We start from the raw sequence: 24,391 nt of genomic DNA on the forward strand, positions 1-24,391 counted from the left end.
AATTTTTTTAGGGGGAAGTGAACATGCAAAATCCATCTCAGTTTAATCGTGAAGAGAAGATAGATTTTTTGCTTGAAAATAGTCTCAAAAAGAAAAAACGGATAAGTCCTGGTTATTTCTATATTGCGCCTTGGTTTATCGGATTTATCTTATTTAATTTGATTCCAATGATTATGTCAATGGTAATGAGTTTTATGGATTGGCCAGTTATTGGTGAACCAAGGTTTGTTGGATTCGAAAATTTCACCAATATGTTTCATGATGACAATTTCTTAAACTCGTTATTAGTTACAGTAAGGTACGCAATTATTGCAGTTCCAATTGGAATGGTTGCATCATTTACCATTGCTTTAATTATGAATTCGAAAATAAAGGGTTTAAGTATTTATAGAACGGTTTATTATTTACCAGCTGTTGTATCAGGTGTAGCAGTAGGGATTATTTGGCGCTGGATTTTAGATCCATCTAACGGTTTAATAAACAACTTGTTACATATAGTGGGAATTCAAGGGCCTGGCTGGTTTACTGATCCAAACTGGGTACTTCCTTCATACATCATGATTAGTTTATGGGGTGCTGGAGCAGGAATGCTAACATACTTAGTTGCATTGAATGAAGTTCCTAAAGACCTATATGAATCAGCTTCTATTCAAGGAGCAAATGCTATGACCAGATTATTAAACATTACGTTACCTCTGATGAAACCAATCTTGTATTATAACTTGATTATGGGGATTATTGGAGCTTTTAAAAAGTTTAATGATGCATATATCTTGGGTGGAGCAGGAAATCAAGGACAATTTATCCTGCTTCAAATTTATGATACGGCATTTAAATATTTTAAAATGGGTTATGCTTCAGCGATGTCTTGGGTATTTTTAATTATTGTTCTATTAATAACAATGCTCGTACTCAAATTTACTGATTTTTGGACATATGGGTCAAAACAGGAAGAATAGGTGGTGGTTTAAGTGAGCTCTGCTGAAGCAAATAATACAGAGAAGATTAATGAAATACTTCGTTTAAGTAAAAAAAATAAAAATTACAAATCTATTGTGTCTACTGTTATAAAACATTTCTTACTTATTATAGTGGCAATCTCAATGATTGCACCGTTTTTTTGGATGATATCTACTTCTTTAAAAACAGGAAATAATGTATTTAGTGTACCCCCACAATGGATTCCAAATCCTGTTAATTGGGGTAACTATGCAGAAGTTTTTGTAAAGGTTCCTTTTTTACAATATATCTTGAACACTACATTTTACACTGTGTCTGTAACATTTCTAGAAGTTAGTGTATCACTAATTGTAGCTTACGGTTTTGCACGTTTTCAGTTTAAAGGAAAAAATCTTTTATTTATGTTTTTACTAATAACAATTATGCTTCCAGGTGAAATTACAATTGTGCCAGGATATATATATTGGGCAAAAATTGGAGAGGTTCTAGGTATTCCAACGATAAACACTTATATTCCTTTAATTTTGCCAGCACTTGGTGGGCAAGCTGTTCATGTGTTTTTTATGAGTCAATATTTTAGGACAATTCCAAAAGATTTTTCAGAAGCTGCATATATTAATGGAGCGAGTAGCTGGAAGATTTTATGGAGAGTGTATGTTCCAATGTCAATCCCAGCTATTATCACGATTGCTATATCATCATTTATGGGAACGTGGAATGCATTTTTAGGACCTCTTATCTATTTAAACGATATGGATAAATTTACGGTTCAAGTTGGTTTAGCGATGTTCCAAGGTATGTTTGAAGTAAACTGGCCATTATTAATGGCAGCAACAACTTTATCAATTATTCCGATATTAGTACTATTCTTCTCGGCCCAAAAATATTTTGTGGGATCGAATAAAGCAGATGGAGTTAAGTAGAGGGATGGTTATATGGTAATAATCAGAAGATTAAAATCGTTAATCCAAAAAACACCAGTTTATATTGGTATAATTTTGTTTTTGGTAGCTATTGCAAATATGTCGGCACCTTTTTTTGTGAATGCAATAAATCAAAAAAATGATCTAACACAAAAATTGCATTCTTATTTAAAGGAGTATGAAGGTACATTTATCATAGAAGACTCTAAATTCCAAATAACGAAAAAAGCAAAAATTGAAACGGGCGAATTTGGTGTTTATTTAAACTACCCAAGCAAAGAAATAAATGAATCGAATTATGTGTTATTCGAGAGAGATAAAGCAACTTTTAGTTATGGCAATCAAGTTCTTGAACAGAAGTATCAGGAAAATTCGATGAGTATCAGTCAATTCATTGCTGATTTTCAGGATACTATCTTTCAATTAAATACATTGAATATACTCATAATCCTTTTAAAGGTTGCAATGAAATTCTCCTTTATTTCATTCGTTTTATTACTTGTAATTCAAATGATGACTCGTAAAGCAATAAAATTTTTGCAAGGTTTCCGATATTTAAGTGCATCTGCAATAATATCAAGCTTTATTCTTGTAATTTCAAGATCTTTGATATCTATATCCGATGCACATTTAGAATTAATGAGTTTTCTTATGGTTTCAATAATACTATGCATTTTCATTGCAGATGAATTTAAGAAGTATATTACAAAAGACTATATGGGAGAGGGGTTGAACGAACGTGGCATTCGTTAAAATAGATAATATGTATAAAGTATACAGTAACAAGGCACTTGCAATAGATGATTTCAATCTTGAAATTAAAAAAAATGAATTTGTTGCCATTATTGGACCATCTGGATGTGGGAAATCAACACTCTTACGGATGATTGCAGGGCTTGAAGATATTACGTATGGAGAATTGGTTATTAATGGGAAAGTTATGACTCATGTACATGCTAAAGACCGTGATATATCTATGGTTTTTCAAAACTATGCACTATATCCACATATGACTATTTTTCAAAATATCGCTTTCGGTTTGAAACTTCGAAAAGAGAAAAAAGAAATTATTAATACTAAAGTACAAGAAGTAGCGGAGCTTTTAGGATTAACAGATTACTTAGAGAAAACACCAAGTGAATTATCTGGTGGACAACGACAACGTGTCGCTCTTGGACGTGCAATGGTTCAAGAATCATCTATATTTTTGATGGATGAGCCTCTTTCTAATTTAGATTCAAAATTAAGAAGTAAAATGCGTATAGAGCTTCTAAATCTTCATAAAAAATTAGGGATTACAACTATCTATGTAACACACGATCAAGTGGAAGCCATGACAATGGCGGATAAAATTGTAGTAATTAACAAAGGAGTAGTTCAACAAATCGGGACGCCTAAAGAACTTTACTACAAGCCAAAAAATGTATTTGTCGCAACTTTTATCGGTGATCCTGAAATTAATTTACTCCCTGCAAGAATTGAAGGAAACAAATTGCGGATCAATGAGCAGTGTTTCCCTTTAACAGATAAAATGAAAGACATTTTAGAAAACTACAGTGAGGATGAAGTTCTGCTAGGTATTCGGCCTGAGGATATTCGTACAGAAAATGTATATTTAGAAAATTATTCAGAGGGAATTATCAACTCAACTGTAGATTTAGTTGAGATGCGTGGAGATGTTTCAATTATCATTACCCGTGCATTAAATTACGATCTCTATTTAAAAATACCTTCATATCATGACTATGAAGTAAATTCAAAAATTGAATTTGTATTTAATATGAATAAAGCCCACTTATTTAATCCAAAAACAGGTGAAAGATTGTAGTAGAAAACTTTGAAAAGTTGAATGATTAGCATTCTATATTAAGCTACTATAGCATGTTGCTAGCTTTGCGAAAAAAAGAGAAGGCATTATGCGAAGGTGGCTATGAAGTTCTATATAAATCCGGATTAAAAAACCGACATAAAGCCCTTCTTTTTAGGAGGGAGAGAGCATCCGGCCATGCATAGAAGCGGTCAGATCCTTTTCCTGCCCAGACATAGTGAAAACAAAGAGAGAAAACGAGTGCAGGTCACCTTTTGTTATCCATAGCCGCGGCTTATATGTCGAAAAATCAAAATGGATTTATATGAAAATATTATTCACTTTATAAAGCTTTATAAGGATTAATAGATTTTAGTATTATTGAATTTCGGTAAGAAGGAAACTTTATTTTCTAGTGATATAGATTTGACTTCAAATTATAAGTTTTTGTTTTCCAATAAACGAAGTAATGATGTTGAAATGATAAAGGGGGAATAACAAAGTGAAGCTATCAAAAACAAATGTTAAGACATGTAAAGAATTAGTAAAAGAATTCAAAGTCAAAAAAGAGACGATTGCAAATACAGAAAAAATTGAGTTTGTAGGAGTTAATGATAACGACGTATACAATATTACTGCACCGTTTGAGGATCAAGGAGAACGTGTGATTGCGGGCCGTGTCGAATCTCGTGACAGTGAACATTCTCAAGTATATTTTTTCATTGAGAAAGATGGAAAGTGGGCTCCAAAAGAAGGAGCACCTGTTTTTGAGCTGCAAGATCCTTTTGTTACGAGAATTAATGATGATTTGGTATTTGGGGGAGTTCAAATTTTCCCACATCCAGAAAGACAAGGTAGCCTTGGGTGGAGAACGGTATTTTATAAGGGAAAAAACATTTCGGACTTGAAGGAATTTGCCAAAGGTCCAGATGGAATGAAAGACTTGCGTTTGGTTCAATTGCAAGATGGTTCAATAGGTGTGTTAACACGTCCACAAGGAGAAAAAGGAGGACGTGGGAAAATCGGATTTTCTCGTATTCCTTCTCTCGATCAATTCACTACAGACTTAGTTAATGAAATACCGCTATTAAAAGGACAGTTTATTGATGAAGAATGGGGTGGAGCGAATGAACCGCGTCTTTTATCGAATGGATTGGTAGGAGTTTTGGGTCACATTGCTTATTTTGATGAAGAAGAGAATCGTCATTATTACCCAATGGCATTTGCCTTGGATCCACATACAAGTGAAATAACAGATATTCAATTGATTTCAATGCGTTCAAACTTTTTACCAGGGCCAGCAAAACGTCCTGATCTAGAAGATGTAGTATTTAGTGGCGGTCTGATTCGTAAAGGTGATGGAACTGCTGACATTTATGCTGGTATAGGCGATGCAGAAGCACAAAAAATGACAATAGTAGATCCATTTATACAATACGAACAATAGAATGAATGGTATGAAAAAAATCTGCTTATTACACCAAATGATATAAGTCCATAACACGAATGATTTGAAGTGATGGTAGCTTTTCATGCAGGTGTTGTAGATGCTTTGACATATTATTAAAAATGAGAACAAAATACCTAAAAGCAATTAAGTTTTTAGGTATTTAGCTTTTTGGTTCTGAAAATTTGAAATATAATCAAAAAAACTCGGAGTATAAGATGAAGATATTCTCATTATTTTCCAAAGAAGTGAACTATTACTTGTATATGAGTGCTTTGTTTACATTTGGAAATAACTTATCTGCTGTATTTCTTACCATTTTTCTTTGGAAATTGGATTCTACGTACACATTGTTAGCTTATTATAGCTTCGTCTTGTCATTAATCATCATAATCAGCTTTTGGTTATGTGCGTGGCTTGCAAAAAAAATAACCCCGATGAATACATTGCGAATCGGGATTTTGTTTTATATTTTCGCTTATCTCATTACTCTTGTTTTTCGAGATTCGCTTTCAAACTATATTATTGTTTTAGGCATATTTATGGGACTGGCAGTTAGTTTATTTGCAGTAGGTTCCCATATGGTAGCGCTTGATATGATTGAAAATGAAAAAAGAGATAAGTTTCTTTATTTACAAGGAGTTATGACTACATTTGGAGGATTAGTTGCCCCCTTAGTAGCAGGTTTTTGCATTCAATTATTTCAAGGAATGACAGGATATTTCGTTGTTTTTTTCTTGACCTGTTTATTTTTGTGCCTGTCTATTTTTGTTTCTCTCCCTATAAAGGGAAAGAAACTTGAAGTGGAAAATAATATGCGTGAAGTTCTTATGCATCCAAGTAAAAAATGGAAATGGATGTATCCTGTAATGTTTATTGATGGTATTTTTTCAGGAGTGTATATGACTTTCTTAATATCTATCATGATATTTATGATTGCAGGTAACGAATTAAATTTAGGAATTTTTAATACGGGAGCAGAAGTTGTTTCTATTATTGCATTTTTATATCTTGCTAAAATTTCAAATCCAAACAATCGATTAGAAATTTTTACAATAGGCTCGTTAGTATTGTTTTTAAGTTCGGCTATACTTTCGACTTTTCCTGTTTTTAATACTTTAATAATCTATATGTTTGCGAAATCAATTTCCATGAATATGATTCAAACTTCTATGAACGCTCTCATTTATGACGCGATAGAGAGCGATCCAAATTATAAGAAAAAACGTTTAGATTACGTTATTATTCGGGAAATTCCATTAGGGTTGGGAAGGTTATTGGGAATAGTTATATTTATAAAAATTCAACAAATATTCCCCTTAAATGAAGTGATTCCTATTTCTTTTAGTATGTTTCCAGTTTCCTATGTGCTAATGATACCTTTGCTTTATTATATCTCGAATAAAATTGCTGAAAAACCGATAACATACAAATTTCAATAATATTAAAAACATAAATGGAGGTTTATGTCTTGAAAGAACCTATTTTTTTAACACCCGTTTTCAAAGAACGTATCTGGGGCGGAACAACATTGCATAATAAATTTGGGTATCAAATTCCTTCTGATCATACTGGGGAATGCTGGGCTATTTCTGCACATCAAAATGGTCAAAGTGTTGTAAGAGAAGGAAAATATAAAGGAATGAAATTGGAAGATTTGTATAAGGAACATCCAAGTTTGTTTGGAAATCCACAGTCTGAAGTTTTTCCACTTTTAACTAAAATTTTAGATGCAAATAAGGATTTATCAGTACAAGTGCATCCCGATGATGCCTATGCAAATGTGTATGAAAATGGTGAACTTGGAAAAACAGAATGCTGGTATATTATTGATTGCAAAGATGATGCGGAAATTATTTTTGGTCATAATGCTACAACAAAGGAAGAGTTTGTTCGAATGGTGGAAGAAAAAGATTGGAACAAGCTACTTCGCCGAGAAAAAATTCAACCTGGAGACTTTTTTTATGTCCCAAGCGGAACAATTCATGCTTTGTGTGAAGGAACGCTTGTTTTAGAAACACAACAAAGCTCTGATACTACATATCGTGTGTATGACTATGACCGGGTTGATGAGAATGGCAATACACGTGAACTTCATTTACAAAAAGCAATTGATGTAACAATGGTTCCTCATAAAAAAATTATAAGCGATCCAAAAATTGAAAAATTTCAAGGGGCAACTGTGACTACGTTTGTGGAAGAAACTTATTTTTCTGTTTATAAATGGGATGTAAGAGGAGAAGTTAAATTACGACAAGATAAAAATTATTTATTACTAAGTGTTGTTGATGGAGAAGCAGAACTGTTTAAGGATGATAAATCGTATTTCTTATCAAAAGGAGAAAATTTCATTTTACCAAGTGACTTTGGAGAATTTGAAATAAAAGGGAATATCACAATCATTGTATCAAATTCAAACCGGTGAATAGGAATGCTGGCTATTTCTTAGAAGACCCATTCATACAATTTGAAAAATAAGGAGAAATAATCATGAAAACATATCGCTATGAAAACAATCCCATTATTACCCCTTTAGATGTAAAACCTCATCGAGAAGACTTCGAAGTAATCGGAGCCTTTAATGCAGGTGTTGCAAAGTATAAAGATGAAACGCTTCTTCTGCTCCGTGTAGCAGAGCGTCCGATAAGTGAAGATCCTAAGATTGTTAAGGCACCGGTATTCTGTCCTGAAACAAATGAATTGGATATTATAGAATTCCATACAGAAGATGAACGGTATGATTTTTCCGATCCACGTGTGATTCGAAATGTATCAAATCCACAAGCATTTGAATATTTAACATCATTATCCTACATTCGTATCGCACGCAGTAAGGACGGTCATACGTTCACCATTGACGAAAAGCCGTTTGTTTACCCGACCAACAAATTTGAAACTTTTGGGATTGAAGATCCACGTGTAACACAAATTGAAGACACGTACTATATTTACTTCAGTGTTGTTTCTCCTTTAGGAATCGGAGAATCTATGGTGTCTACAAAGGATTTCGTTACTGTAGAACATCATGGAATGATTTTTGCTCCTGAAAATAAAGATGTACTTATTTTCCCTGAAAAAGTCAATGGAAAATACTACGCTCTTCATAGACCAAGCTTAAAAAGCATTGGCGATCCTGAAATTTGGATTGCAGAATCTAATAACCTATTATATTGGGGAAACCACCAGCATTTAATGGGGCTAAGAGATAACATGTGGGATAGTGGACGCATCGGTGGAGGTGCAGTTCCAATCAAAACAGAAAAAGGATGGTTAGAACTTTATCACGGTGCAACTCTAGAACATCGCTATTGTATGGGAGCTGTTTTACTAGATCTAGAAAACCCAGCAAAAGTTATTGCTCGTTCCGATAAGCCGGTTTTGGAACCAGAAGCTGACTATGAAAAAGAGGGATTCTTTGGAGATGTTGTTTTCTCATGCGGTGTACTGGTAGAAGGAGACATCGTAAAAATGTACTATGGCGTAGCAGATACTTCAATGGCATGTGCTGAATTAAGTCTTCAAGAAATCCTTGATTCACTCACATATTGCTAATCTAGAAATATACACTAAGATTTTTTCGTTCTTTTTTGTTTTTTAGCGCAAAATACAAATCATGTAAGGAGAAAGCATATGAAGCTGCATGATAACTGGAAAATTCGCGATTTTAATGTAGGAGAAATGAGAGATTTAGAGATTGCTTCTCCTGATTTTATCGATTATTTTTGGATTACCGCAAAAGTATCTGGAGATGTTCATTCTACGCTAATTGAACGTAACATCATTGAAAACCCTTTCTTCGGACATAATGACCAAAAGTGCAGATGGGTAGAAGAAAAAGTATGGTGGTATCGCACAACTTTTGAGTTTCAAGGAAACATACATGATGGGGAAATAATGGAACTTACATTTGAGGGGCTTGATACGTACGCAACCGTTTATCTCAACGGAGTCGAACTTGGTTCCACAGAAAATATGTTTATTAGCCACACATTCGATGTAACACGTGAACTGAAGATAGGAAAAAATGTACTAGCGGTAAAGTTTGATCCTATCCAAATGCGTATAAAAGATAAAGTACAGTATTATTGGTCTGGTTTCAGTAAGAAGCGTATCTGGACCCGTAAAGCTCAAAGTCATTTTGGATGGGACTGGGGACCACGTCTTGTTTGTGCAGGCATTTGGAAAGATGTACATTTGAAAAAAAGAAAGTATGCAAAGATTAATAACATTTTTTCTCGTACGACTGCTATTGAAAATAATAGAGCAACAGTTCAAATCGATGTGGAGATTGCTACTCATACTAAAACAAAAGAATATGAAGCAGAAATTATATTAGCATTTGATCAGAACATAATAGAAACGCAGCGGGTTAGATTACATAACAAAAAAGCTAGCATAACTTTTCATGTAGATAACCCTAATTTATGGTGGACTCATGATCTTGGGACCCCAAATTTGTACACGCTCACAACTAGACTATACGCGGATGGGGATATAGTTGATGAAGATAATCAGGACATTGGTATTCGCACTATTGAAGTACAACGGAGCAATCAAAATGGAGACCATAGCTTTACGTTTGTATTGAATGGAGTGCCGTTGTTTGCGAAAGGTGCAAACTGGATTCCGATTGATAGCTTTTTAGCCTCTGTACCGGACTCACATTACTGTCATCTGATTCAGATGGCAAAAGATGCAAACATGAACATGCTTCGAGTTTGGGGCGGCGGTATTTATGAAAAGGACGTCTTTTATGATGAATGCAACAAATTGGGAATTTTAGTTTGGCAAGATTTTATGTTTGCTTGTGCACTTTACCCGGACTATAACAAAAATTTCATGGAAAATGTATATCAAGAAGTTGTACATGTCGTGAAACGGTTACGAAACCATCCATGCTTGGCGCTATGGTGTGGGAATAACGAGAACGATTGGCTATATGAAGCTCTAAAGTCATCTGGTGAAATACCGCATCCTTTTTATGGAGAAAAAATCTATCATGAATTAATGCCGGAATTGTTGGAAGAGCTTGATCCGACCCGTCTATTTTGGCCAAGTTCCCCTTATGGTGGAAACGATCACAATTCGCGTGAACAAGGTGATTCTCACAATTGGCAAGTTTGGCATGGAAATATTGAGCCTCGTGTGTTTGGCGAACCACAGACAGTAGATTATAGCATCGAAGGGGTATCATTTAAGAACTTTAAGAAAGATACAACTACATTTGCGAGTGAGTTTGGGATGCACGCTTCATCCAATCGATACACTTTGCAGAAAAATATTCCAGATAACCAATTTTTCTGGGGAAGCAATGAAATGGCGTATCGTAACAAAGATATCCACCATCCAAAGGGAATTTTACTTATGGAAGGATACACAGGAGCCCCTGTTAACATTGAGGAATACATGAATTTTTCTATGTTAACACAAGCGGAAGGGCTGAAATATGGGATTGAACACTACAGAAGGAATAAGCCTAATACAAGCGGGGCTTTAGTTTGGCAGCTGAATGATTGTTGGCCTGGTACAAGTTGGTCTGTTATTGATTATTATCTTTTGCCAAAGGCCTCTTATCACTATGCGCGTAAATTTTTCAGCCCGGTCTTATTAACGATTGATCACGAGCCAGAGCAAGATATTAAGATTTGGGTGGTTAATGACACATTGAAACCTTTTGAAGATGATGTGGAGCTGTCTGTTTATGATTTCTATGGCACAAAACATTTTTCAAAAATATTTTCTGTCTGTGTTGAACCAAATGTTTCAGCTTACATCAATAGCATTTCAGAACAGCAAGCATTAAACGGAATGGATCCTCAAAAATCTTTCATTGTTATCCGTTCCTTGCGGCATGAACTAGAAGAAAATATATATTATTTCCGTGATCATAAAGAATTAGCGTTACCTTCATCCAACCTAAGCGTTATGGTAGAGGAAGAAAAGCAAGAGATATCTATTACCTCTAATACATTTGCACGTATGGTAAAACTAGAGATGGATATGGAACAGCTTGTATTTACTGATAATTTCTTTGATTTACAGCCAAATACAGTGAAGAAAGTGAAAGTAACACAAGCACAAGGAAAATGTATTCCTTGGGAATCTCTTTCCATTTCTGCAATCAATAGCATAAAGTGAAACTTCTATCAGTGGGGGGCTTCATCTCCCCACTGATTATTAGCCCTCACCTATCTTCTTTGGCTTCTTTAGAATCTTGAGGTGGAGATTTTACTGCTCGCGAATAGCGAGATAAATGAGTAAAGAAAAGAGGAAATACATATGAAAGCAGCTGTATTCCAAGGCAAAGGAAACATACACGTAGAGGATCAAGAGGAACGAGCATTGTACTCGAAAGAAGTGCGCATTCGAGTGAAAGCATGTGGAATTTGTGGAACGGACCAACACATTTTTCACGGACATCCTGGATCGGCAGAAGTGATTCCTCCCGTTATTCTTGGTCATGAATTGTCTGGGGAAGTTGTAGAGCTTGGCGGAAATGTTACGTCTTTGCAGGTAGGAGATAGAGTTTCTGTAGACCCTAATATTTACTGCGGAGGGTGCGGATATTGTAGGAATGGTCGTCCGCATTTATGTAATCATTTGCAAGCCATTGGGGTTACGAGAGATGGAGGAATGGGTGAGTACTGTATAGTTCCGGAAGAAAATTGTTACCGTTTCCCAGATGAAATAAGTTTTATTGAAGGAGCAATGGTAGAACCACTTGGATGCGTGCTTCATGGATTTAGAAAATTGGACATCCGATCTAATCAAACTGTGTTAATCATTGGTGGTGGTTTTATCGGACAATTGTTTTTACAGCTTGTCAAAAAGCAGGGCGTTTCATCTATCATGGTAAGCGAGCCGAGTGAAAACAAACATAAATTACTCCATGCACTGGGAGCAGATATCATCATCAATCCTTTATCCAATCAGTCAGAAGCTGTACTGCAAAATAAAGCAGACATTGTTATAGAGTGTGTCGGCCGGAAAGAGAGCATGGAACTTGCTTTTCAAGCGGCAAAAAAAGGCGGACAAATTTTATTATTCGGTGTTTCTTCACCGGAAACAAAAATTTCGGTTTCACCATTTGAAATCTTTGCAAAAGAATTAAAAATTATGGGTTCTTTTATTAATCCGTACACACACGAAGAGGCTATTTCACTTATTCATCAAAAGATAGTTGCGATTGAACCGTTAATCAGTCATTTCTTTAATTTAGACAATATCTCGGAAATTATGAAATCCTATCCTACCTTACAGGTATCAAAGGGAGTTATCGTACCACATGAGAATGTTTAATATATAAAACCTAGTTCAAAAATAGGAGGCGGAATAGAATGAGATTAGGCGGTATTGAAGCTGGAGGAACAAAATTTGTTTGTGGAATAGGGGACGAAACAGGAAATATACTCGAACGAATAAGCTTTCCTACTACAACACCTGAAGAAACGATGAAGCAAGCTATCTCTTTTTTTAAAGGTAAGAAGTTAGATGCGATTGGAGTAGGCTCATTCGGACCGGTAGATTTGGATGAAACAAGTGATACGTACGGGTATATTACAAGTACTCCTAAACCGCATTGGAACAATTACAATATATTAGGGAAATTGAAGGAGCACTTTTCGATCCCGATTGCCTTTGACACAGACGTTAACGCGGCGGCACTTGGTGAAATAGAGTGGGGTGCAGCGCAAGATGTAGACAGTTGTATTTACATTACAGTCGGAACGGGAATAGGGGTAGGTGCTATTGTAGAAGGAAAGCTTTTGCACGGAATGTCTCATCCCGAAATGGGGCACATTTTGGTCCGAACACATCCAGAAGATTCATTTACGGGAAATTGTCCATTTCATCAACATTGCTTAGAAGGAATGGCAGCTGGTCCTGCCATCGAAAAAAGATGGGGGAAACGCGCAGTAGAATTGGAACATGAGGAAAAGGTATGGAAAATGGAAGCCTTTTATCTGGCACAAGCTCTAATGAATTATATATTAATCCTGTCTCCTAAAAAAATCATTATGGGTGGCGGGGTTATGAAACAACGTCAATTATTCCCTTTAATCTATGAACAGTTACAAGATTTATTAAATAATTACATTAAAGTAAAACAGCTGGATCAGTATGTCGTTGCACCTAAATTGGGTGATAACGCGGGACTATGTGGGGCATTAGCACTTGCAAAACGAGAAGTGTTACTCACTTCGCATAAATAGGCAAGAACAAATGACTAAAGCTATATTGAAAAAGAATACGATAGATTAGAGTGTTGGGAAACCCTTTAGGGGTCTTGATACTCTGATCTATCGTATTTTCATATACGTTTAAATCCACTAAGTATTTTGCAGTTCAACACAGTGGATTTGTAACTGGAGGTATGAGTGGTATTATCGATCGTTTTGAAGCAGAGGGACTTCGCGTTTTTGGCCCGAATAAAGCAGCAGCTTTTGATGAGGGAAATGATTATAGGGATTTGAATGTAAACAAATATCTATTAGTTTACATTCGAATTTTCTTAGTTAAACTTCATATTTGTAAAAATTTTCTCAATATGGATATTCGGATTGATTGTAGTTAAAATATTCAAAATTAAAAATAAGTAGTATATAATACATATTGTGAACTATTACCCTGGTTTGCCCCTAATTATGCTAATTTTAAAGATCGAGGATCTCGATCTATTTTTTTGCTATAAATACGCAAAGTGTGTCCATAAAACTATAAACAATTAACGAACGTCCCTAAATTTCATACTAAAGATTTAGGGACGCTTTTTTATAGAAAATAATTTCTTCTTGAAAAGTACACTTTTACGAACATATTTAAGGAAGAGTGCAGAAATAAACAATTAATGAAGCGTACTATCCATTATGTTTTGCCTATAAAACTAGAAAAGACCTCTTTGGCTACAACAAAGCGGGTTTTCTTTATGACTTTCCATAAAATGAATAATTCTGGATTTAAAACCATTCCCAAAAACTAGTTGAGGAATATATCTACTAATTTTTGTTTATTTATGTTCCAACTATTTTTTCCCCTCTTGGCTGTACGCTATTTTGGTCTGGTTCCAACGTTATTCCAATGTTATCGAAGGTTTCATTCTCCTGAAGTTCAAATGTCAAAATACCTGAACCATAGTTATTGGGTTTAAAAATCCCAGCATTTTTCCGTACGCCATTGTTTAGTAACCAAACTTGGTAAACTTTTTCGCCCTCTGCTTTTTGTAAATTGTTTACTTGTACAACTAGCTTTTTTTCGTCTCCTTGCTGCACAATAAAAGCATGTCCATTAGCCTCCAATCTATTTTGATCGACGGAAGTTAAAGAAAGAGTAGATAAAATTTCAACTGGCTGACTGTTTAGTTCTTTACCAGTTAACGTTTGATTGCTCATTTGGATATTTGCAATAGTGAATATCGTTGTCGTAATTAATAATATTAAAACTAATACGGTGGCCAAAGGTGTAAACTGCTGTTTGAAATAAGTTAACCATTTTTTTAGGTTACTTACGAATGAATCTGGTTCCTTTTGCTGTGGTGCAAATACAAAATCAAGCACTTCAGATTTTAATGATTCCGGTACTTCCGTTTCCTCAAAGTCAAATTGGAGTGCTTCCCACGCTTCTTTTATCTGAATATAGTCTTTATCACATTTTGGACAGTTTTTTAAATGATCTTTAAAATCTTTTTGATCATCAACACTGAGTTCATTTGTAATATAAGAAAGTAAATGATTACAATTCCTCTCCATTACTTAACCTCCTCAATTCAAATACTTTCTTAATCGTTTAAGAGATTGATGAAGCCTATTCTTAACGGTTCCTAATGGCTCATTTTCCATTTTTGCAATTTCGTTAAGTGAATACCCTCTCCAGTAAAGTAAATCAATTAATCTTTTTTGTGGTTGAGATAATTTATTCTTTGCCTCTTGGATTTCAGTATTATTTATTTTATCTTCAATCTCATTACTTGGATCTTCTAATTCAAACTGTTTGTCAGAATTAAGAGATTCAGTCCATATCCTATTAAGATTTTCTTTACTATCTTTACGGATATAATCTATACAAATATTTCGAGTGATAGTAAGTAACCAATTTACATATTCACCTTTAGAGGTATCATATGTGCTTTTTGTCGTCCAAAGCCTCAAAAAAACTAGTTGAATAATTTCCTTCGTCTTTTCTTCATTCCTCTGAGTAAATTTAAAAACGAAACTATATATTAATTTAACATAACGTTCATATAGTTCTTCTAATGCAGGACGATGCTTTTTTTTGACTAAATTCATTAATTCATAATCACTTTTATCTTTCACTCGCTGCTACCCCTCCCCATGATTTATTTCCAAAAAGGTTTTTTACTTAAATTATATAATTGGAGGAGAAGAAAAGGAACAATCAACTAAGTTGATTGTTCCTTTATATGGAATGTTTATTTTAATTAAAGATAGTTTCAGTGTTCACAATATACCATACATCCTTAACTCCTTGTCCGTTCACATCTCCTTTTCCTTTATCATTAATGAAATAGTAAAGTGGGTAACCTTTATAGGTTACTTGCTTTTTTCCTGTATCTTTTCTTGTAATTGTTCCAAAATCAGCTTTATCAAAGCCTGATGGGACTTCAAATTCTTCCGCAGTAAATGGCGGCCAATTTTTTAAACATTCTCCACTACAATTACTTTTTTCAGATTTATCTTTCGTAAAATAATAAAGGGCCATTCCTTTTGAATCAGCTAAGTATTTTCCGGCTTTTTCGTTTTCTAATAATTGTAAAGTTGATGTATCCTGATTATTAGCGTTTTCATTACTAGAGGATTCCGTACTTGTTTGAGTACTTTCCTCTATTCCAATGTTACACGCAGCTAACAACAAGATTGTGGCGAAAGCTGATACGATAAACGACCATTTTCTCATCCTTATTCCTCCTCGAAAATTATTTACATTTAAGATAACGATCCTAGCTCTTAAAAGGTTTGAAAAAATTAAAATTTTTTCTTATTACTAAAATCACTTTTCAATCACAACATTATGTTGAACAGTATCAAATTGATCTTCTCCAACATCTTTTTTTAGTGAAAAATAGGTAGCTAAAATAGAGAAAGCCAAACCGAACCACTTGATTCGTTGGTATTATTTTCAATAATATTCGAACCGATCTGTTCATCTGTACGTTTACTTAGAACGAAGGGATAAAAATTCAGATATGATTACAAAAGGAGGGAATCAAAAATATGTGAGATATTTACAGAAACCCAAAGTTGTAAGCGGGAACTAAATTACGATCAGGGTAATAAAAGTAATCAATCGAAACCATCTACAAACAAGTATAAACCGTAATAGAATAATGAATAAATACTTTGTGCTGGGGTACGAATTCTTGGTTAAATGAAGATGTTTTGTCTATGGTTAGTGATTACCGATGTCTTGTTTACCTGTTGTGCTTGCGTGGTGCTATGGAACTTATTCGCGTGTCTTTAAGATCTGTTATATAAAAACTTTTCCATCGAGGTGAAGAAATGTTTAAAAAAATGAAATTTAAAAGTGTATTGATTGCAGCTTTGATATTTGTTGTTATTCTTCCGACTGCCATTTTTGCCTCATCTACTGAGCGCAAAAGCCCTGTGGAAGAGAAGAGCTTCGATGGCAGCATCACCAACAACTCCCTTGCCATAAGTCCCGATGAGCAGATTGCGATTGTTTCAGATAGTCGCAAACAATCCATCCGTATCTATGACCTTGCTAAAGGCACTTTACGTAAGGAAATCGATGGCTTTGTCACACCGAGGAACATCGTATTCGTTGATGGTGGCTCAGAGTTCGTCGTCTCGGACAGCACGCTCGGCACTTTGCGCTTCTACAACGCAAAAAGCCTAAACTTAAAGGATGAAGTCGTGGTCGGCCCAGGTGCATTCGGTACCGCCGTCAGCCCTGATGAAAAGACGCTGTACGTGAACAATCAGGCACACAGTTCTGTAACCATCGTGGATCTTGAGAAACGCAAACCGACTGCGGTCATCACCGGTTTCGCCCAACCGCGCCAAGGTATTAAAGTCTCTCCGGATGGACGATATGTGTTTGTGACGAACTTTAAGGGAGATAAGGTGTCCGTAGTTGATGCAGTCACTAAGAACATAGTACGTGAGATTACCGGTTTCTCTATGATTCGTGGAATCTCCGTGACTGCCGATGGTCGTACATTGTATGCCGCAAACAGCGATCGTGACAGCATTTCCGTGGTGGACACCTCTCTAGGACAAATCGTCAACGAGGTAAAAGTTGGACGTGAGCCATACGGTGCAGCCCTGTCGCCCGATGGTACCCTGCTTTTCGCAAGCAGCAAGGCGGACAATACTATCGATGTGATCAATGTCTCTGAGAACCGTGTGATTAAGACAATCAGCGGTTTCACAGAACCCCGGCAAGCCATTGTCTTTAGCCGGGATGGAGAACGCGCTTACGTCCTTAATCGCGATCTCTCCATCGCCCGTGTGAATGTAAAAAACTTTTCCATCACCGATACGATCCGTGATGAGTCAAACAAATACAAACTTCAAGTGTTAAAATCGGACGGAATCGGAAAATATTTAGCAGACGATCAAGGAATGACACTTTATTACTTCACAAAGGATGAGTCGGGAGTAAGTAATTGTAAAGATAAATGTCTTGAAATTTGGCCTCCATTTCATGCAGAAAATATAGTGGCTCCTAGTGGATTTAATAAAAGCGATTTTAGAACCATCACAAGAGAAGATGGACAGAAACAAACAACGTATAAAGGCCACCCTCTTTATTACTTTTTTAAAGATAAGCAAGTCGGTGATATAAATGGACAAGGCGTAAATAATGTCTGGTTTGTTTTGGACAAAAAGATTTTTGAGAAATAAGCAATAGCTCCAAGTGACATAATCCGTATAAGCAAAAACGGTTCTGGTGCAAAAAGAATCATATAGCAAAATCAAAGTGAATATTAACTAATCATCAGGTACATTTTATTCGTAATTAATAATTTTACAATGAATTTTTATGATGAAAAACAAATAGAGTGTTCGGTATTTACATTATATTTTTATTCATATTTTGACAAAATTCGAGGTTTGCACCAGAACCAAAATTTCTATTGAATGTTTTTTGAAAAATATGTGTTTATCAACTCAGGCCTCTTTGATGGGGCTATTTGTAATTAACACAGAATTTCTAAATTGGCTTGGTGTCATTCCTGTAATTGATTTAAATATCCTACTAAAATAACGAGGAGTTCTATAACCAACATCTTCTGCTATTTTATAAATAGTGTAATCTAAGTCCATCAAAAGAGATTTAGCTTTATCAATACGTATTATCTGTTTATATCGACATATTGTTCTGTTCTTTCGATTGGTTTACTTTTCAGTTCGCCAATCATTAAGAGAACAATAGAGATGACTAATGTAATGGCAGCGCCAATGAGTGGAAGATAGAAGCTTTGTGTTTGCTTTGCGATGATACCTGTAAAGATTGGACCGATAATTTGACCAATACCATAAATACCGGTTGTATAACCGATGATTTTATTGCTTTCATTTGGCTTGATTCGCTTTGCCTCTGTAGTTGTTAAAATAGTAATGCCTACGAAGGTAGCTCCGAGGAGGAAGGCGCTTAGAAATGCTCCGATTACGTTTGAAATAAGAATTGGAGAGACAACACTTATAATTTGTAGCAAGTAGGCTGAAATAAGTGCCCGAGTCGTCCCATATTTTTGAGCAACTTTCGACCAAATATAGCTGGATGGAATGACGGCGATACCAACAATAATCCAGCTGCAAGATGCATAAAAAGATGAAAGTGTTACTCTTTCTACAATTGTGACCAGAAATGTTCCGGTAATGATATAGCCGAAGCCTTCAAAGCCATAAGCTAAAATGAGCCAAAATAAATAATTTTTTCGTTGTTCGTTACTTGTTGGAGCGCTTTGACGAGCTTGCACAGCGTGTCTTGTTTCATCTTTTAACCATTTCCATACAAAAATTGCGAAACTAAAACTTATGATACCTAACCCGATCCAAGTACCTTGCCAGTTCCAAAATAAGTTCAATAAAGGAGCAAACAACCCTGATAGAATAATTCCGACTCCGACTCCTCCATATATCATCCCGCTCAGTACACTTTTATTACGCTGAAATAAATAATCTAACACAATGCTTGAAGCGAGGACAAACACAATTGCACTTGTAAATCCTCCAACAAATCGAAGCGAAAACCAGAAGAAGAGATTTGAAGTGACACCCATACAAAGGGTTGAACAAACGTTGATGAACAAACAATGATGTAATACTTTTTCACGATTTTTTAACGTAACGAATCCAATAAAAAAAGCGCCGAGTAAATAGCCGAAATAGTTGCTGGAAGCTAAATATCCAGCGAGATCTTCCTCCACGTGCGCTTGTTTTTCCATAAAAGAAAGAATGGGCGTGTAGGCGAAACGACTGATGCCCATTACGGCAGCTAATGCGAATATACCAGATAGAATCATTTTCCACGTTTTTGTTTCGTTCATGTGATCTCCCTCCTGAAACAAGATTATTTTTAACAGGGCTATAGGGGGACTGTATCTAATACATATGATAAGGAAATAAGTAGAGCGAGTAAAATACTGTTTTTTTATATGTGACATCAAAAATAATGATAGGAACGTAAAGGGAGGAGGAAATATGAACTTACAAGACTTCGTCGCTTTTTATATGGTAGCACAAGAGAAAAGTATTTCAAAAGCAGCAGCTAGGCTGAATTTTGTCCAATCGAACATAACAGCAAAAATAAAAAGGCTGGAAGCGGAATACGAGACGCAGTTATTTTATCGTCACCGAAATGGTATGACATTAACTCCTACAGGGGAAACACTGTTAACATACGCCAAAAAAATGATTCAATTATTAGATGAGTCAAAGAAAGAAATTAAATATACGACATCTCCAGGTGGAACGTTAAAAATTGGAGCGATGGAAACTGCGGCAGCTGTTAGATTGTCAGCTATTCTATGTAACTATCATACGCAATATCCAGAAGTCGAAATTATGCTACAAACGAACAGTACGGAGGAATTAATGAAAAAAATACTTCTACATGAACTAGAAGGTGCATTTGTAGCAAATAGTACAGAGGATCCAGCGTTAGAGAAAATAGAGGTATTTCAAGAAGAAATGATGTTACTATCGAAGAGAAATTTTTTATTGGATAGTAAATATGTTAAGGAACAGTCTTTCATCGTTTTTCAAACCGGTTGCTTTTATAGAAAAGTATTAGAAGAATGGTTATTATCGGAAGGGATTGTTCCAAGGAAAGTGATGGAGTTAAATTCTTTGGATGGTATTATTAGCTGTGTGAAGGCGGGGCTTGGGGTATCTATGCTTCCAAGAGAGGTGGCAGAGCAGTTTGATTCTCATCAAGAGCTTGTGCGCACGCCGTTATTAAATGAAAATAGATTTATTCCAACTTACTTTATTTATCGGAGAGATAGTGTAAAAACAGCAGCATTATGTGCGTTTATTAAATCGCTTTATAGCGTAGAAGAAAAGGGGAATTGTAAATATTCCTAGAACATATCAAAGGATTACCTATATAAATACAAATTAAAAAACCGACATAAACCCCTTCTTTTTAGGTAGGAGAGGGCATCCGGCCATGCATAGAAGCGGCCAGATCCTTTTCCTGCCCCATGCCAAATGAAAACAAAGAGAGAAAACGAGTAGATTATAATCCACTTAATCGAAAAGATTATTTATTGCATGTGCTTCGTGCTTATTAACTCAAAAGTCGATTGTCAGCAGACAATCGACTTTTGAGTTAAGCATGATATATGCAACTATTTTTGGAAAATTCTACATATAGCATTCATGCAGCAAATTGCACGTTATGAACTACTGGTGGCAGAAGCTGCTGCGGAGGAAGCGGTAATTGCTGCTATCATAGCTGCCTGCTGCGCCTGTATGAGAACCTCTATCATTGTTTGTAAGCCTGTGTTGGCAGCGTGACTTTCCGCACCTTTTTGACTTACGAATAGTTGAATAGCAATAAGAATATTTGCATCCGTATGCCAGCGGAATAGCTTGTCCCCCTGCAATTTTTCAATGAATGCCCAAACAGAAGGGACCTCTTTCTCTCCATCCTCAAGCAAAGCTAGTAGCCCGATAGCCGGATAATACATCTGTTTAACTTTTACCTTTTCTTGCTTTAGCAGGTTCCATATGTTTGTGCAGCGTGCTACTAAAATATCTTCACTGACATCCTTCTTTAGAGAAAGAATATGACTTAAAAATTGAAGATCATTCCCTTTGTGCATACCAGTTGCCGCCAGCTTGTGATAGAGACGTTCCACTCGATCCATAAGTGTCTCTACTTTCTCTGGTTGTCCTGCTAGCAAAACAGCGAGCGGGTAATCATTTGTGCTTGTAAGAAAGAAGTGATCCTCTTTCATGCGTTTATATACTTGCAGCGACCGCTGAATGCGTGTTTCATGCTGTCCATTGTCTTCTGGTGGGCGTGTTAATAAAGCTAAAGAGAATGGTAAAATTGATAAAGAGGGAAATGCTACTAAGGGGATAGATAATACTAGTAAGAAAGCCAGCGGAGCTGAGTCGGGTCTCGGTAAGTATTCAGTTCAAAAATTAACCAGAGATCAGACAAGAAAAGTTACTGAGAATCTACTAGATGGTGGAGAAATTAGTATTTCAGATTTAGAAAGTATAATACCACCAGGAACAAAAAGTACATTTCAACCTACAGAAACATTAAAAAATGGAGCTAAATATGAATTTCAACTGTCAGATAATCAAAAGGTAATAATTAGATGGCATGAAGCAGATCCGATAGCAGTGAGTAAATATCCCGATGCAGTTTCTGGTCAGAGGTGGACAGCGCAGATTAAAGTAGGAAATAAACAATTGAAAACAGATGGAACATGGACAAAAAATCAATCACTTAATGAAGTACATATTCCAATAAAGGGGAAATAGACATGAATATAGAAGACTATGAAAATTTACCAGATAGATTACCGAAAGAACAAGTCTATAGCTATTTTAAAGGAGCTATTGATGATTTTAAACAAAAAAAAATATCAAAAGATGAATTTTTAGAAATTCTAATTGCGTTAATGGAAAGGCAAATCATGACATACGAATTGTTGGAAGAACCTCTTCATGCAGAATTGGATGAGCTGATAAGTAGCTTATGGAATACAGAAAATTACAATGATGTGGATATAATTTTATCATTGATAGTTAATTTGGGCTTAGAAAAGAGCTTTGAGAAAGTAAAATCTTCCATTAGTGTGAATAAATCAATAACTCCTGAGATTTTAGCAGAAATAAAAGAAACAATAGAGGATGTTGGAGACCATATTGCTAATCCCTACTATGATTTAGAGCAAAAATAATTAAACAGTTTATTTTGATAGATTCCGAGGGTAAAGAAAGAATGTTTTAAAAGAACAAAATTAAATGCTACAGCAAACGGTGGGCATGTTAAGCTAGTTGTGTTCGAGGGACTGACTAAAGTATCAGCTATTTTGTGAGTTCCTCGGGCACTAACAAAGAGACATGCCCAATAAAGAAAGTCAACAGCGACGTTAGGAGAACGTAGTGGTCTGTTGACTTTTTTTATAGTGTTATTCGTTAAAATAATCCTCTTCCATTTTCTCGACAAGCCTATTTGATATTTTCTTTGATACGTTGTCTAAATCTTTTTTGATGTGTTTACGATATAGATAGTCTGCAATACCCCAATAATGCTCATTTTTCCAAGCAAACATGCCAATAATAAAATCTAGATGAATTCTTTCTTCTTTTTCGTTTCCCCTATTTTTAGCAAAAATTGCTTTGGCCCTTTGTTCTTTAACAGTTTTTATCGTTCCTACCAAATCTATAATGGAATCATCAAAAGAATCAAACACTTCTGCCTTAAACTCTTCATACTCTCTACCGTCCATCAGTAAATCATTTGGTGTTAGGTGTAAAATATCGCAAATCTCTAATAGTTTTTCTAAAGAAGGTGTGTAGACACCTCGTTCTAATTTAGAATAATTTTGGGGATTCATTTCTAAGAGACTGACAAAATCTTTTTGTGTCATACCTTCTTGTAATCTATAGTCTTTAAGATTTTTCGCGATGTTTGATATTTTTTTCTGTTTGAATAGTGCCATAATCTGGTTTCCCGCCCCGAGAAAGCCAGCGGAGCTAATCCAAAAGTAATTGAGGAATTAGAGGGACCTGTTATTGATTGAAAACGAGTTGGAAGTGGAACAAAGATTGATAAAGTAAAACCTATTTGGGGAAGAGATAAAAATGGAAAACCCATCATAGAAAAAGAGTTTCCTCATGTCCCTAAGGAACATGGATTTTCTGATATTGTTGATAATTACTCAAGATTTGCTGATGAATTTCCACTAGTAGGAGGAGATGGTATTAACAGAAAATCCTTCCAAATAGAGGGAAGTTACGCTGGTAAAAAAGGTGTCTTTGAGTGGATTGTTGAACCAAATGGAAATGTAAGTCATAGAAGATTTATTGAAAATGGAATTGCTACAGGGAAACCAAATCAAGTTCCAAAAAAATAAAAGGAGAATTATATGGATTTAATAGATTTTAAGAACAAAGGTCTTAAGTATGATTGGAAAACTATTTATACTGGTGTAAATAAAAAATATTTTGAACCGAATGTCATTTCTGATTATGCGGTGGAACTAATGGAAGCTGGTGATGATGATGCTTTTGTTAATGAACTAGCTTGGGGAATAGATTCTAATGATTTAGATAAAATTTTATTTGAAATTAAAGATTCCTATTTTCCTAATTTAGAAGAAAATAGTGAAGAATTACAGAATGAGAATAGGGAACTAAGATTCGTTTACTTATCTAAGTTAAAAGAAAAGATTACTGATGAAGATGAACTATTAAATAGAATTGCAGAGTTTTATGATAGACATGATTATCCTGAAGATATGACAAGTTTTATTACTTATATGCCCCAAGATACCCCAACTAAGAAGAAAGATTTATTAAATAGGTTTTATAAATTTTTAGATTCAGAGAAAAAATTTATTGACTAGCTATTCTGCTAGATTCTGAGGGCAAGAAAAGAACTTTTTGAAGAACAAGTCTTCTTTAGGATTGTATATTTCAATGAACCATGTTACCTAGCCTGGAGTAAGTGAAGAGAAAGTTACAGATGGAGAATAATCAATAAAAGAGACCTCACATTTGAGGTCTCTTTTGTTGATTCTAA

Annotated in this window: 23 protein-coding genes and 1 pseudogene; 17 read left to right on the forward strand and 7 right to left on the reverse strand. The window is 35.2% G+C overall.

Annotated elements, in window-relative coordinates; translation table 11 throughout:
* Positions 1–23 precede the first annotated feature (23 nt).
* The 12 genes from QUF99_RS05195 (at position 24) to QUF99_RS05250 (ending at position 13,712) form a co-directional block, all read left to right on the forward strand.
* Positions 24–959: a carbohydrate ABC transporter permease gene (locus tag QUF99_RS05195; protein ID WP_289368896.1), complete on the forward strand. Its 936-nt coding sequence runs from the start codon at positions 24–26 to the stop codon at positions 957–959.
* A gap of 12 nt (positions 960–971) precedes the next feature.
* Positions 972–1,883: a carbohydrate ABC transporter permease gene (locus QUF99_RS05200; RefSeq protein ID WP_289368897.1), complete on the forward strand. Its 912-nt coding sequence runs from the start codon at positions 972–974 to the stop codon at positions 1,881–1,883.
* Between the two features lie 12 nt (positions 1,884–1,895).
* A complete protein-coding gene (locus QUF99_RS05205; RefSeq protein ID WP_289368898.1) occupies positions 1,896–2,636 on the forward strand; it encodes a hypothetical protein in 741 nt (246 codons plus the stop codon).
* Complete coding sequence (locus QUF99_RS05210; RefSeq protein WP_289368899.1) at positions 2,623–3,711, forward strand: ABC transporter ATP-binding protein; 1,089 nt, start codon at positions 2,623–2,625, stop codon at positions 3,709–3,711. The genes QUF99_RS05205 and QUF99_RS05210 overlap by 14 nt, the downstream gene beginning before the upstream one ends.
* Positions 3,712–4,192: 481 nt before the next feature.
* Positions 4,193–5,137 carry an MTP-1 family protein gene (locus tag QUF99_RS05215; RefSeq protein ID WP_289368900.1) on the forward strand — a complete coding sequence of 315 codons (945 nt, stop codon included), beginning with the start codon at positions 4,193–4,195 and terminating at the stop codon, positions 5,135–5,137.
* A gap of 437 nt (positions 5,138–5,574) precedes the next feature.
* Positions 5,575–6,579 (forward strand): MFS transporter, encoded by a 1,005-nt coding sequence (locus tag QUF99_RS05220; RefSeq protein WP_353958388.1) that lies wholly within the window; start codon positions 5,575–5,577, stop codon positions 6,577–6,579.
* A gap of 29 nt (positions 6,580–6,608) precedes the next feature.
* Positions 6,609–7,562 carry a mannose-6-phosphate isomerase, class I gene (gene manA / locus QUF99_RS05225; protein WP_289368901.1) on the forward strand — a complete coding sequence of 318 codons (954 nt, stop codon included), beginning with the start codon at positions 6,609–6,611 and terminating at the stop codon, positions 7,560–7,562.
* A gap of 65 nt (positions 7,563–7,627) precedes the next feature.
* On the forward strand, positions 7,628–8,689 hold the full coding sequence (locus QUF99_RS05230; RefSeq protein WP_289368902.1) for a BtaManbiosPhlase: 1,062 nt from the start codon (positions 7,628–7,630) through the stop codon (positions 8,687–8,689).
* A 78-nt stretch (positions 8,690–8,767) separates the two neighbouring features.
* On the forward strand, positions 8,768–11,275 hold the full coding sequence (locus QUF99_RS05235) for a beta-mannosidase (RefSeq protein ID WP_289368903.1): 2,508 nt from the start codon (positions 8,768–8,770) through the stop codon (positions 11,273–11,275).
* Between the two features lie 141 nt (positions 11,276–11,416).
* Positions 11,417–12,436: a zinc-dependent alcohol dehydrogenase family protein gene (locus QUF99_RS05240; RefSeq protein WP_289368904.1), complete on the forward strand. Its 1,020-nt coding sequence runs from the start codon at positions 11,417–11,419 to the stop codon at positions 12,434–12,436.
* Between the two features lie 38 nt (positions 12,437–12,474).
* Positions 12,475–13,350 (forward strand): ROK family protein, encoded by an 876-nt coding sequence (locus QUF99_RS05245; RefSeq protein WP_289368905.1) that lies wholly within the window; start codon positions 12,475–12,477, stop codon positions 13,348–13,350.
* Positions 13,351–13,511: 161 nt separating this feature from the next.
* On the forward strand, positions 13,512–13,712 hold the full coding sequence (locus tag QUF99_RS05250; protein ID WP_289374783.1) for a hypothetical protein: 201 nt from the start codon (positions 13,512–13,514) through the stop codon (positions 13,710–13,712).
* Between the two features lie 436 nt (positions 13,713–14,148).
* Here the strand turns inward: QUF99_RS05250 and QUF99_RS05255 are convergent, their stop codons facing one another.
* The 3 genes from QUF99_RS05255 to QUF99_RS05265 form a co-directional block, all read right to left on the reverse strand.
* Entirely contained in the window at positions 14,149–14,883 is a 735-nt protein-coding gene (locus QUF99_RS05255) for an anti-sigma factor (protein WP_289368906.1), read from the reverse strand.
* Positions 14,884–14,895: 12 nt separating this feature from the next.
* Entirely contained in the window at positions 14,896–15,447 is a 552-nt protein-coding gene (locus QUF99_RS05260) for an RNA polymerase sigma factor (RefSeq protein WP_286123284.1), read from the reverse strand.
* Between the two features lie 121 nt (positions 15,448–15,568).
* Complete coding sequence (locus QUF99_RS05265; protein ID WP_289368907.1) at positions 15,569–16,048, reverse strand: COG4315 family predicted lipoprotein; 480 nt, start codon at positions 16,046–16,048, stop codon at positions 15,569–15,571.
* A 602-nt stretch (positions 16,049–16,650) separates the two neighbouring features.
* On the opposite strand from QUF99_RS05265, the gene QUF99_RS05270 reads away from it, so the two are divergent.
* A complete protein-coding gene (locus QUF99_RS05270) occupies positions 16,651–18,018 on the forward strand; it encodes a beta-propeller fold lactonase family protein (RefSeq protein WP_289368908.1) in 1,368 nt (455 codons plus the stop codon).
* Between the two features lie 267 nt (positions 18,019–18,285).
* Here the strand turns inward: QUF99_RS05270 and QUF99_RS28480 are convergent, their stop codons facing one another.
* A complete protein-coding gene (locus tag QUF99_RS28480; protein ID WP_353958389.1) occupies positions 18,286–18,441 on the reverse strand; it encodes a helix-turn-helix domain-containing protein in 156 nt (51 codons plus the stop codon).
* Between the two features lie 29 nt (positions 18,442–18,470).
* Positions 18,471–19,667 carry a YbfB/YjiJ family MFS transporter gene (locus tag QUF99_RS05275; protein WP_289368909.1) on the reverse strand — a complete coding sequence of 399 codons (1,197 nt, stop codon included), beginning with the start codon at positions 19,665–19,667 and terminating at the stop codon, positions 18,471–18,473.
* Positions 19,668–19,821: 154 nt separating this feature from the next.
* Here QUF99_RS05275 and QUF99_RS05280 point away from each other — a divergent pair, with 154 nt between their 5' ends.
* Positions 19,822–20,706, forward strand: coding sequence for a LysR family transcriptional regulator (locus tag QUF99_RS05280; protein ID WP_289368910.1), 885 nt, complete (start codon positions 19,822–19,824; stop codon positions 20,704–20,706).
* A gap of 314 nt (positions 20,707–21,020) precedes the next feature.
* Here QUF99_RS05280 and QUF99_RS05285 read toward each other — a convergent pair.
* A pseudogene (locus tag QUF99_RS05285) lies at positions 21,021–21,641 on the reverse strand (DUF4003 family protein); the annotation flags it as partial.
* Between QUF99_RS05285 and QUF99_RS05290 the strand changes: the two are divergent.
* A complete protein-coding gene (locus QUF99_RS05290; RefSeq protein ID WP_289368911.1) occupies positions 21,613–22,122 on the forward strand; it encodes a hypothetical protein in 510 nt (169 codons plus the stop codon). The pseudogene QUF99_RS05285 and the gene QUF99_RS05290 overlap by 29 nt on opposite strands.
* A gap of 2 nt (positions 22,123–22,124) precedes the next feature.
* Positions 22,125–22,544, forward strand: a complete 420-nt coding sequence (locus QUF99_RS05295; protein WP_289368912.1) for a hypothetical protein — start codon at positions 22,125–22,127, stop codon at positions 22,542–22,544.
* Positions 22,545–22,775: 231 nt separating this feature from the next.
* Here QUF99_RS05295 and QUF99_RS05300 read toward each other — a convergent pair whose 3' ends face one another.
* Positions 22,776–23,309 (reverse strand): helix-turn-helix transcriptional regulator, encoded by a 534-nt coding sequence (locus QUF99_RS05300; protein ID WP_289368913.1) that lies wholly within the window; start codon positions 23,307–23,309, stop codon positions 22,776–22,778.
* Between the two features lie 426 nt (positions 23,310–23,735).
* Between QUF99_RS05300 and QUF99_RS05305 the strand changes: the two genes are divergently transcribed.
* Entirely contained in the window at positions 23,736–24,215 is a 480-nt protein-coding gene (locus QUF99_RS05305; RefSeq protein ID WP_289368914.1) for a DUF2247 family protein, read from the forward strand.
* Positions 24,216–24,391: the final 176 nt, after the last annotated feature.

The organism is Bacillus sp. DX4.1, from assembly GCF_030348195.1.
Lineage (GTDB): Bacteria > Bacillota > Bacilli > Bacillales > Bacillaceae_G > Bacillus_A.

Coding starts and splice junctions, on each gene's coding strand:
- QUF99_RS05195 (WP_289368896.1), top strand. CDS start 24: ATGCAAAATCCATCTCAGTTTAATCGTGAAGAGAAGATAGATTTTTTG.
- QUF99_RS05205 (WP_289368898.1), top strand. CDS start 1,896: ATGGTAATAATCAGAAGATTAAAATCGTTAATCCAAAAAACACCAGTT.
- QUF99_RS05220 (WP_353958388.1), top strand. CDS start 5,575: ATGAATACATTGCGAATCGGGATTTTGTTTTATATTTTCGCTTATCTC.
- QUF99_RS05230 (WP_289368902.1), top strand. CDS start 7,628: ATGAAAACATATCGCTATGAAAACAATCCCATTATTACCCCTTTAGAT.
- QUF99_RS05235 (WP_289368903.1), top strand. CDS start 8,768: ATGAAGCTGCATGATAACTGGAAAATTCGCGATTTTAATGTAGGAGAA.
- QUF99_RS05240 (WP_289368904.1), top strand. CDS start 11,417: ATGAAAGCAGCTGTATTCCAAGGCAAAGGAAACATACACGTAGAGGAT.
- QUF99_RS05245 (WP_289368905.1), top strand. CDS start 12,475: ATGAGATTAGGCGGTATTGAAGCTGGAGGAACAAAATTTGTTTGTGGA.
- QUF99_RS05250 (WP_289374783.1), top strand. CDS start 13,512: ATGAGTGGTATTATCGATCGTTTTGAAGCAGAGGGACTTCGCGTTTTT.
- QUF99_RS05255 (WP_289368906.1), bottom strand. CDS start 14,883: ATGGAGAGGAATTGTAATCATTTACTTTCTTATATTACAAATGAACTC.
- QUF99_RS05265 (WP_289368907.1), bottom strand. CDS start 16,048: ATGAGAAAATGGTCGTTTATCGTATCAGCTTTCGCCACAATCTTGTTG.
- QUF99_RS05270 (WP_289368908.1), top strand. CDS start 16,651: ATGTTTAAAAAAATGAAATTTAAAAGTGTATTGATTGCAGCTTTGATA.
- QUF99_RS28480 (WP_353958389.1), bottom strand. CDS start 18,441: ATGGACTTAGATTACACTATTTATAAAATAGCAGAAGATGTTGGTTAT.
- QUF99_RS05275 (WP_289368909.1), bottom strand. CDS start 19,667: ATGAACGAAACAAAAACGTGGAAAATGATTCTATCTGGTATATTCGCA.
- QUF99_RS05280 (WP_289368910.1), top strand. CDS start 19,822: ATGAACTTACAAGACTTCGTCGCTTTTTATATGGTAGCACAAGAGAAA.
- QUF99_RS05290 (WP_289368911.1), top strand. CDS start 21,613: ATGCGTGTTTCATGCTGTCCATTGTCTTCTGGTGGGCGTGTTAATAAA.
- QUF99_RS05295 (WP_289368912.1), top strand. CDS start 22,125: ATGAATATAGAAGACTATGAAAATTTACCAGATAGATTACCGAAAGAA.
- QUF99_RS05300 (WP_289368913.1), bottom strand. CDS start 23,309: ATGGCACTATTCAAACAGAAAAAAATATCAAACATCGCGAAAAATCTT.
- QUF99_RS05305 (WP_289368914.1), top strand. CDS start 23,736: ATGGATTTAATAGATTTTAAGAACAAAGGTCTTAAGTATGATTGGAAA.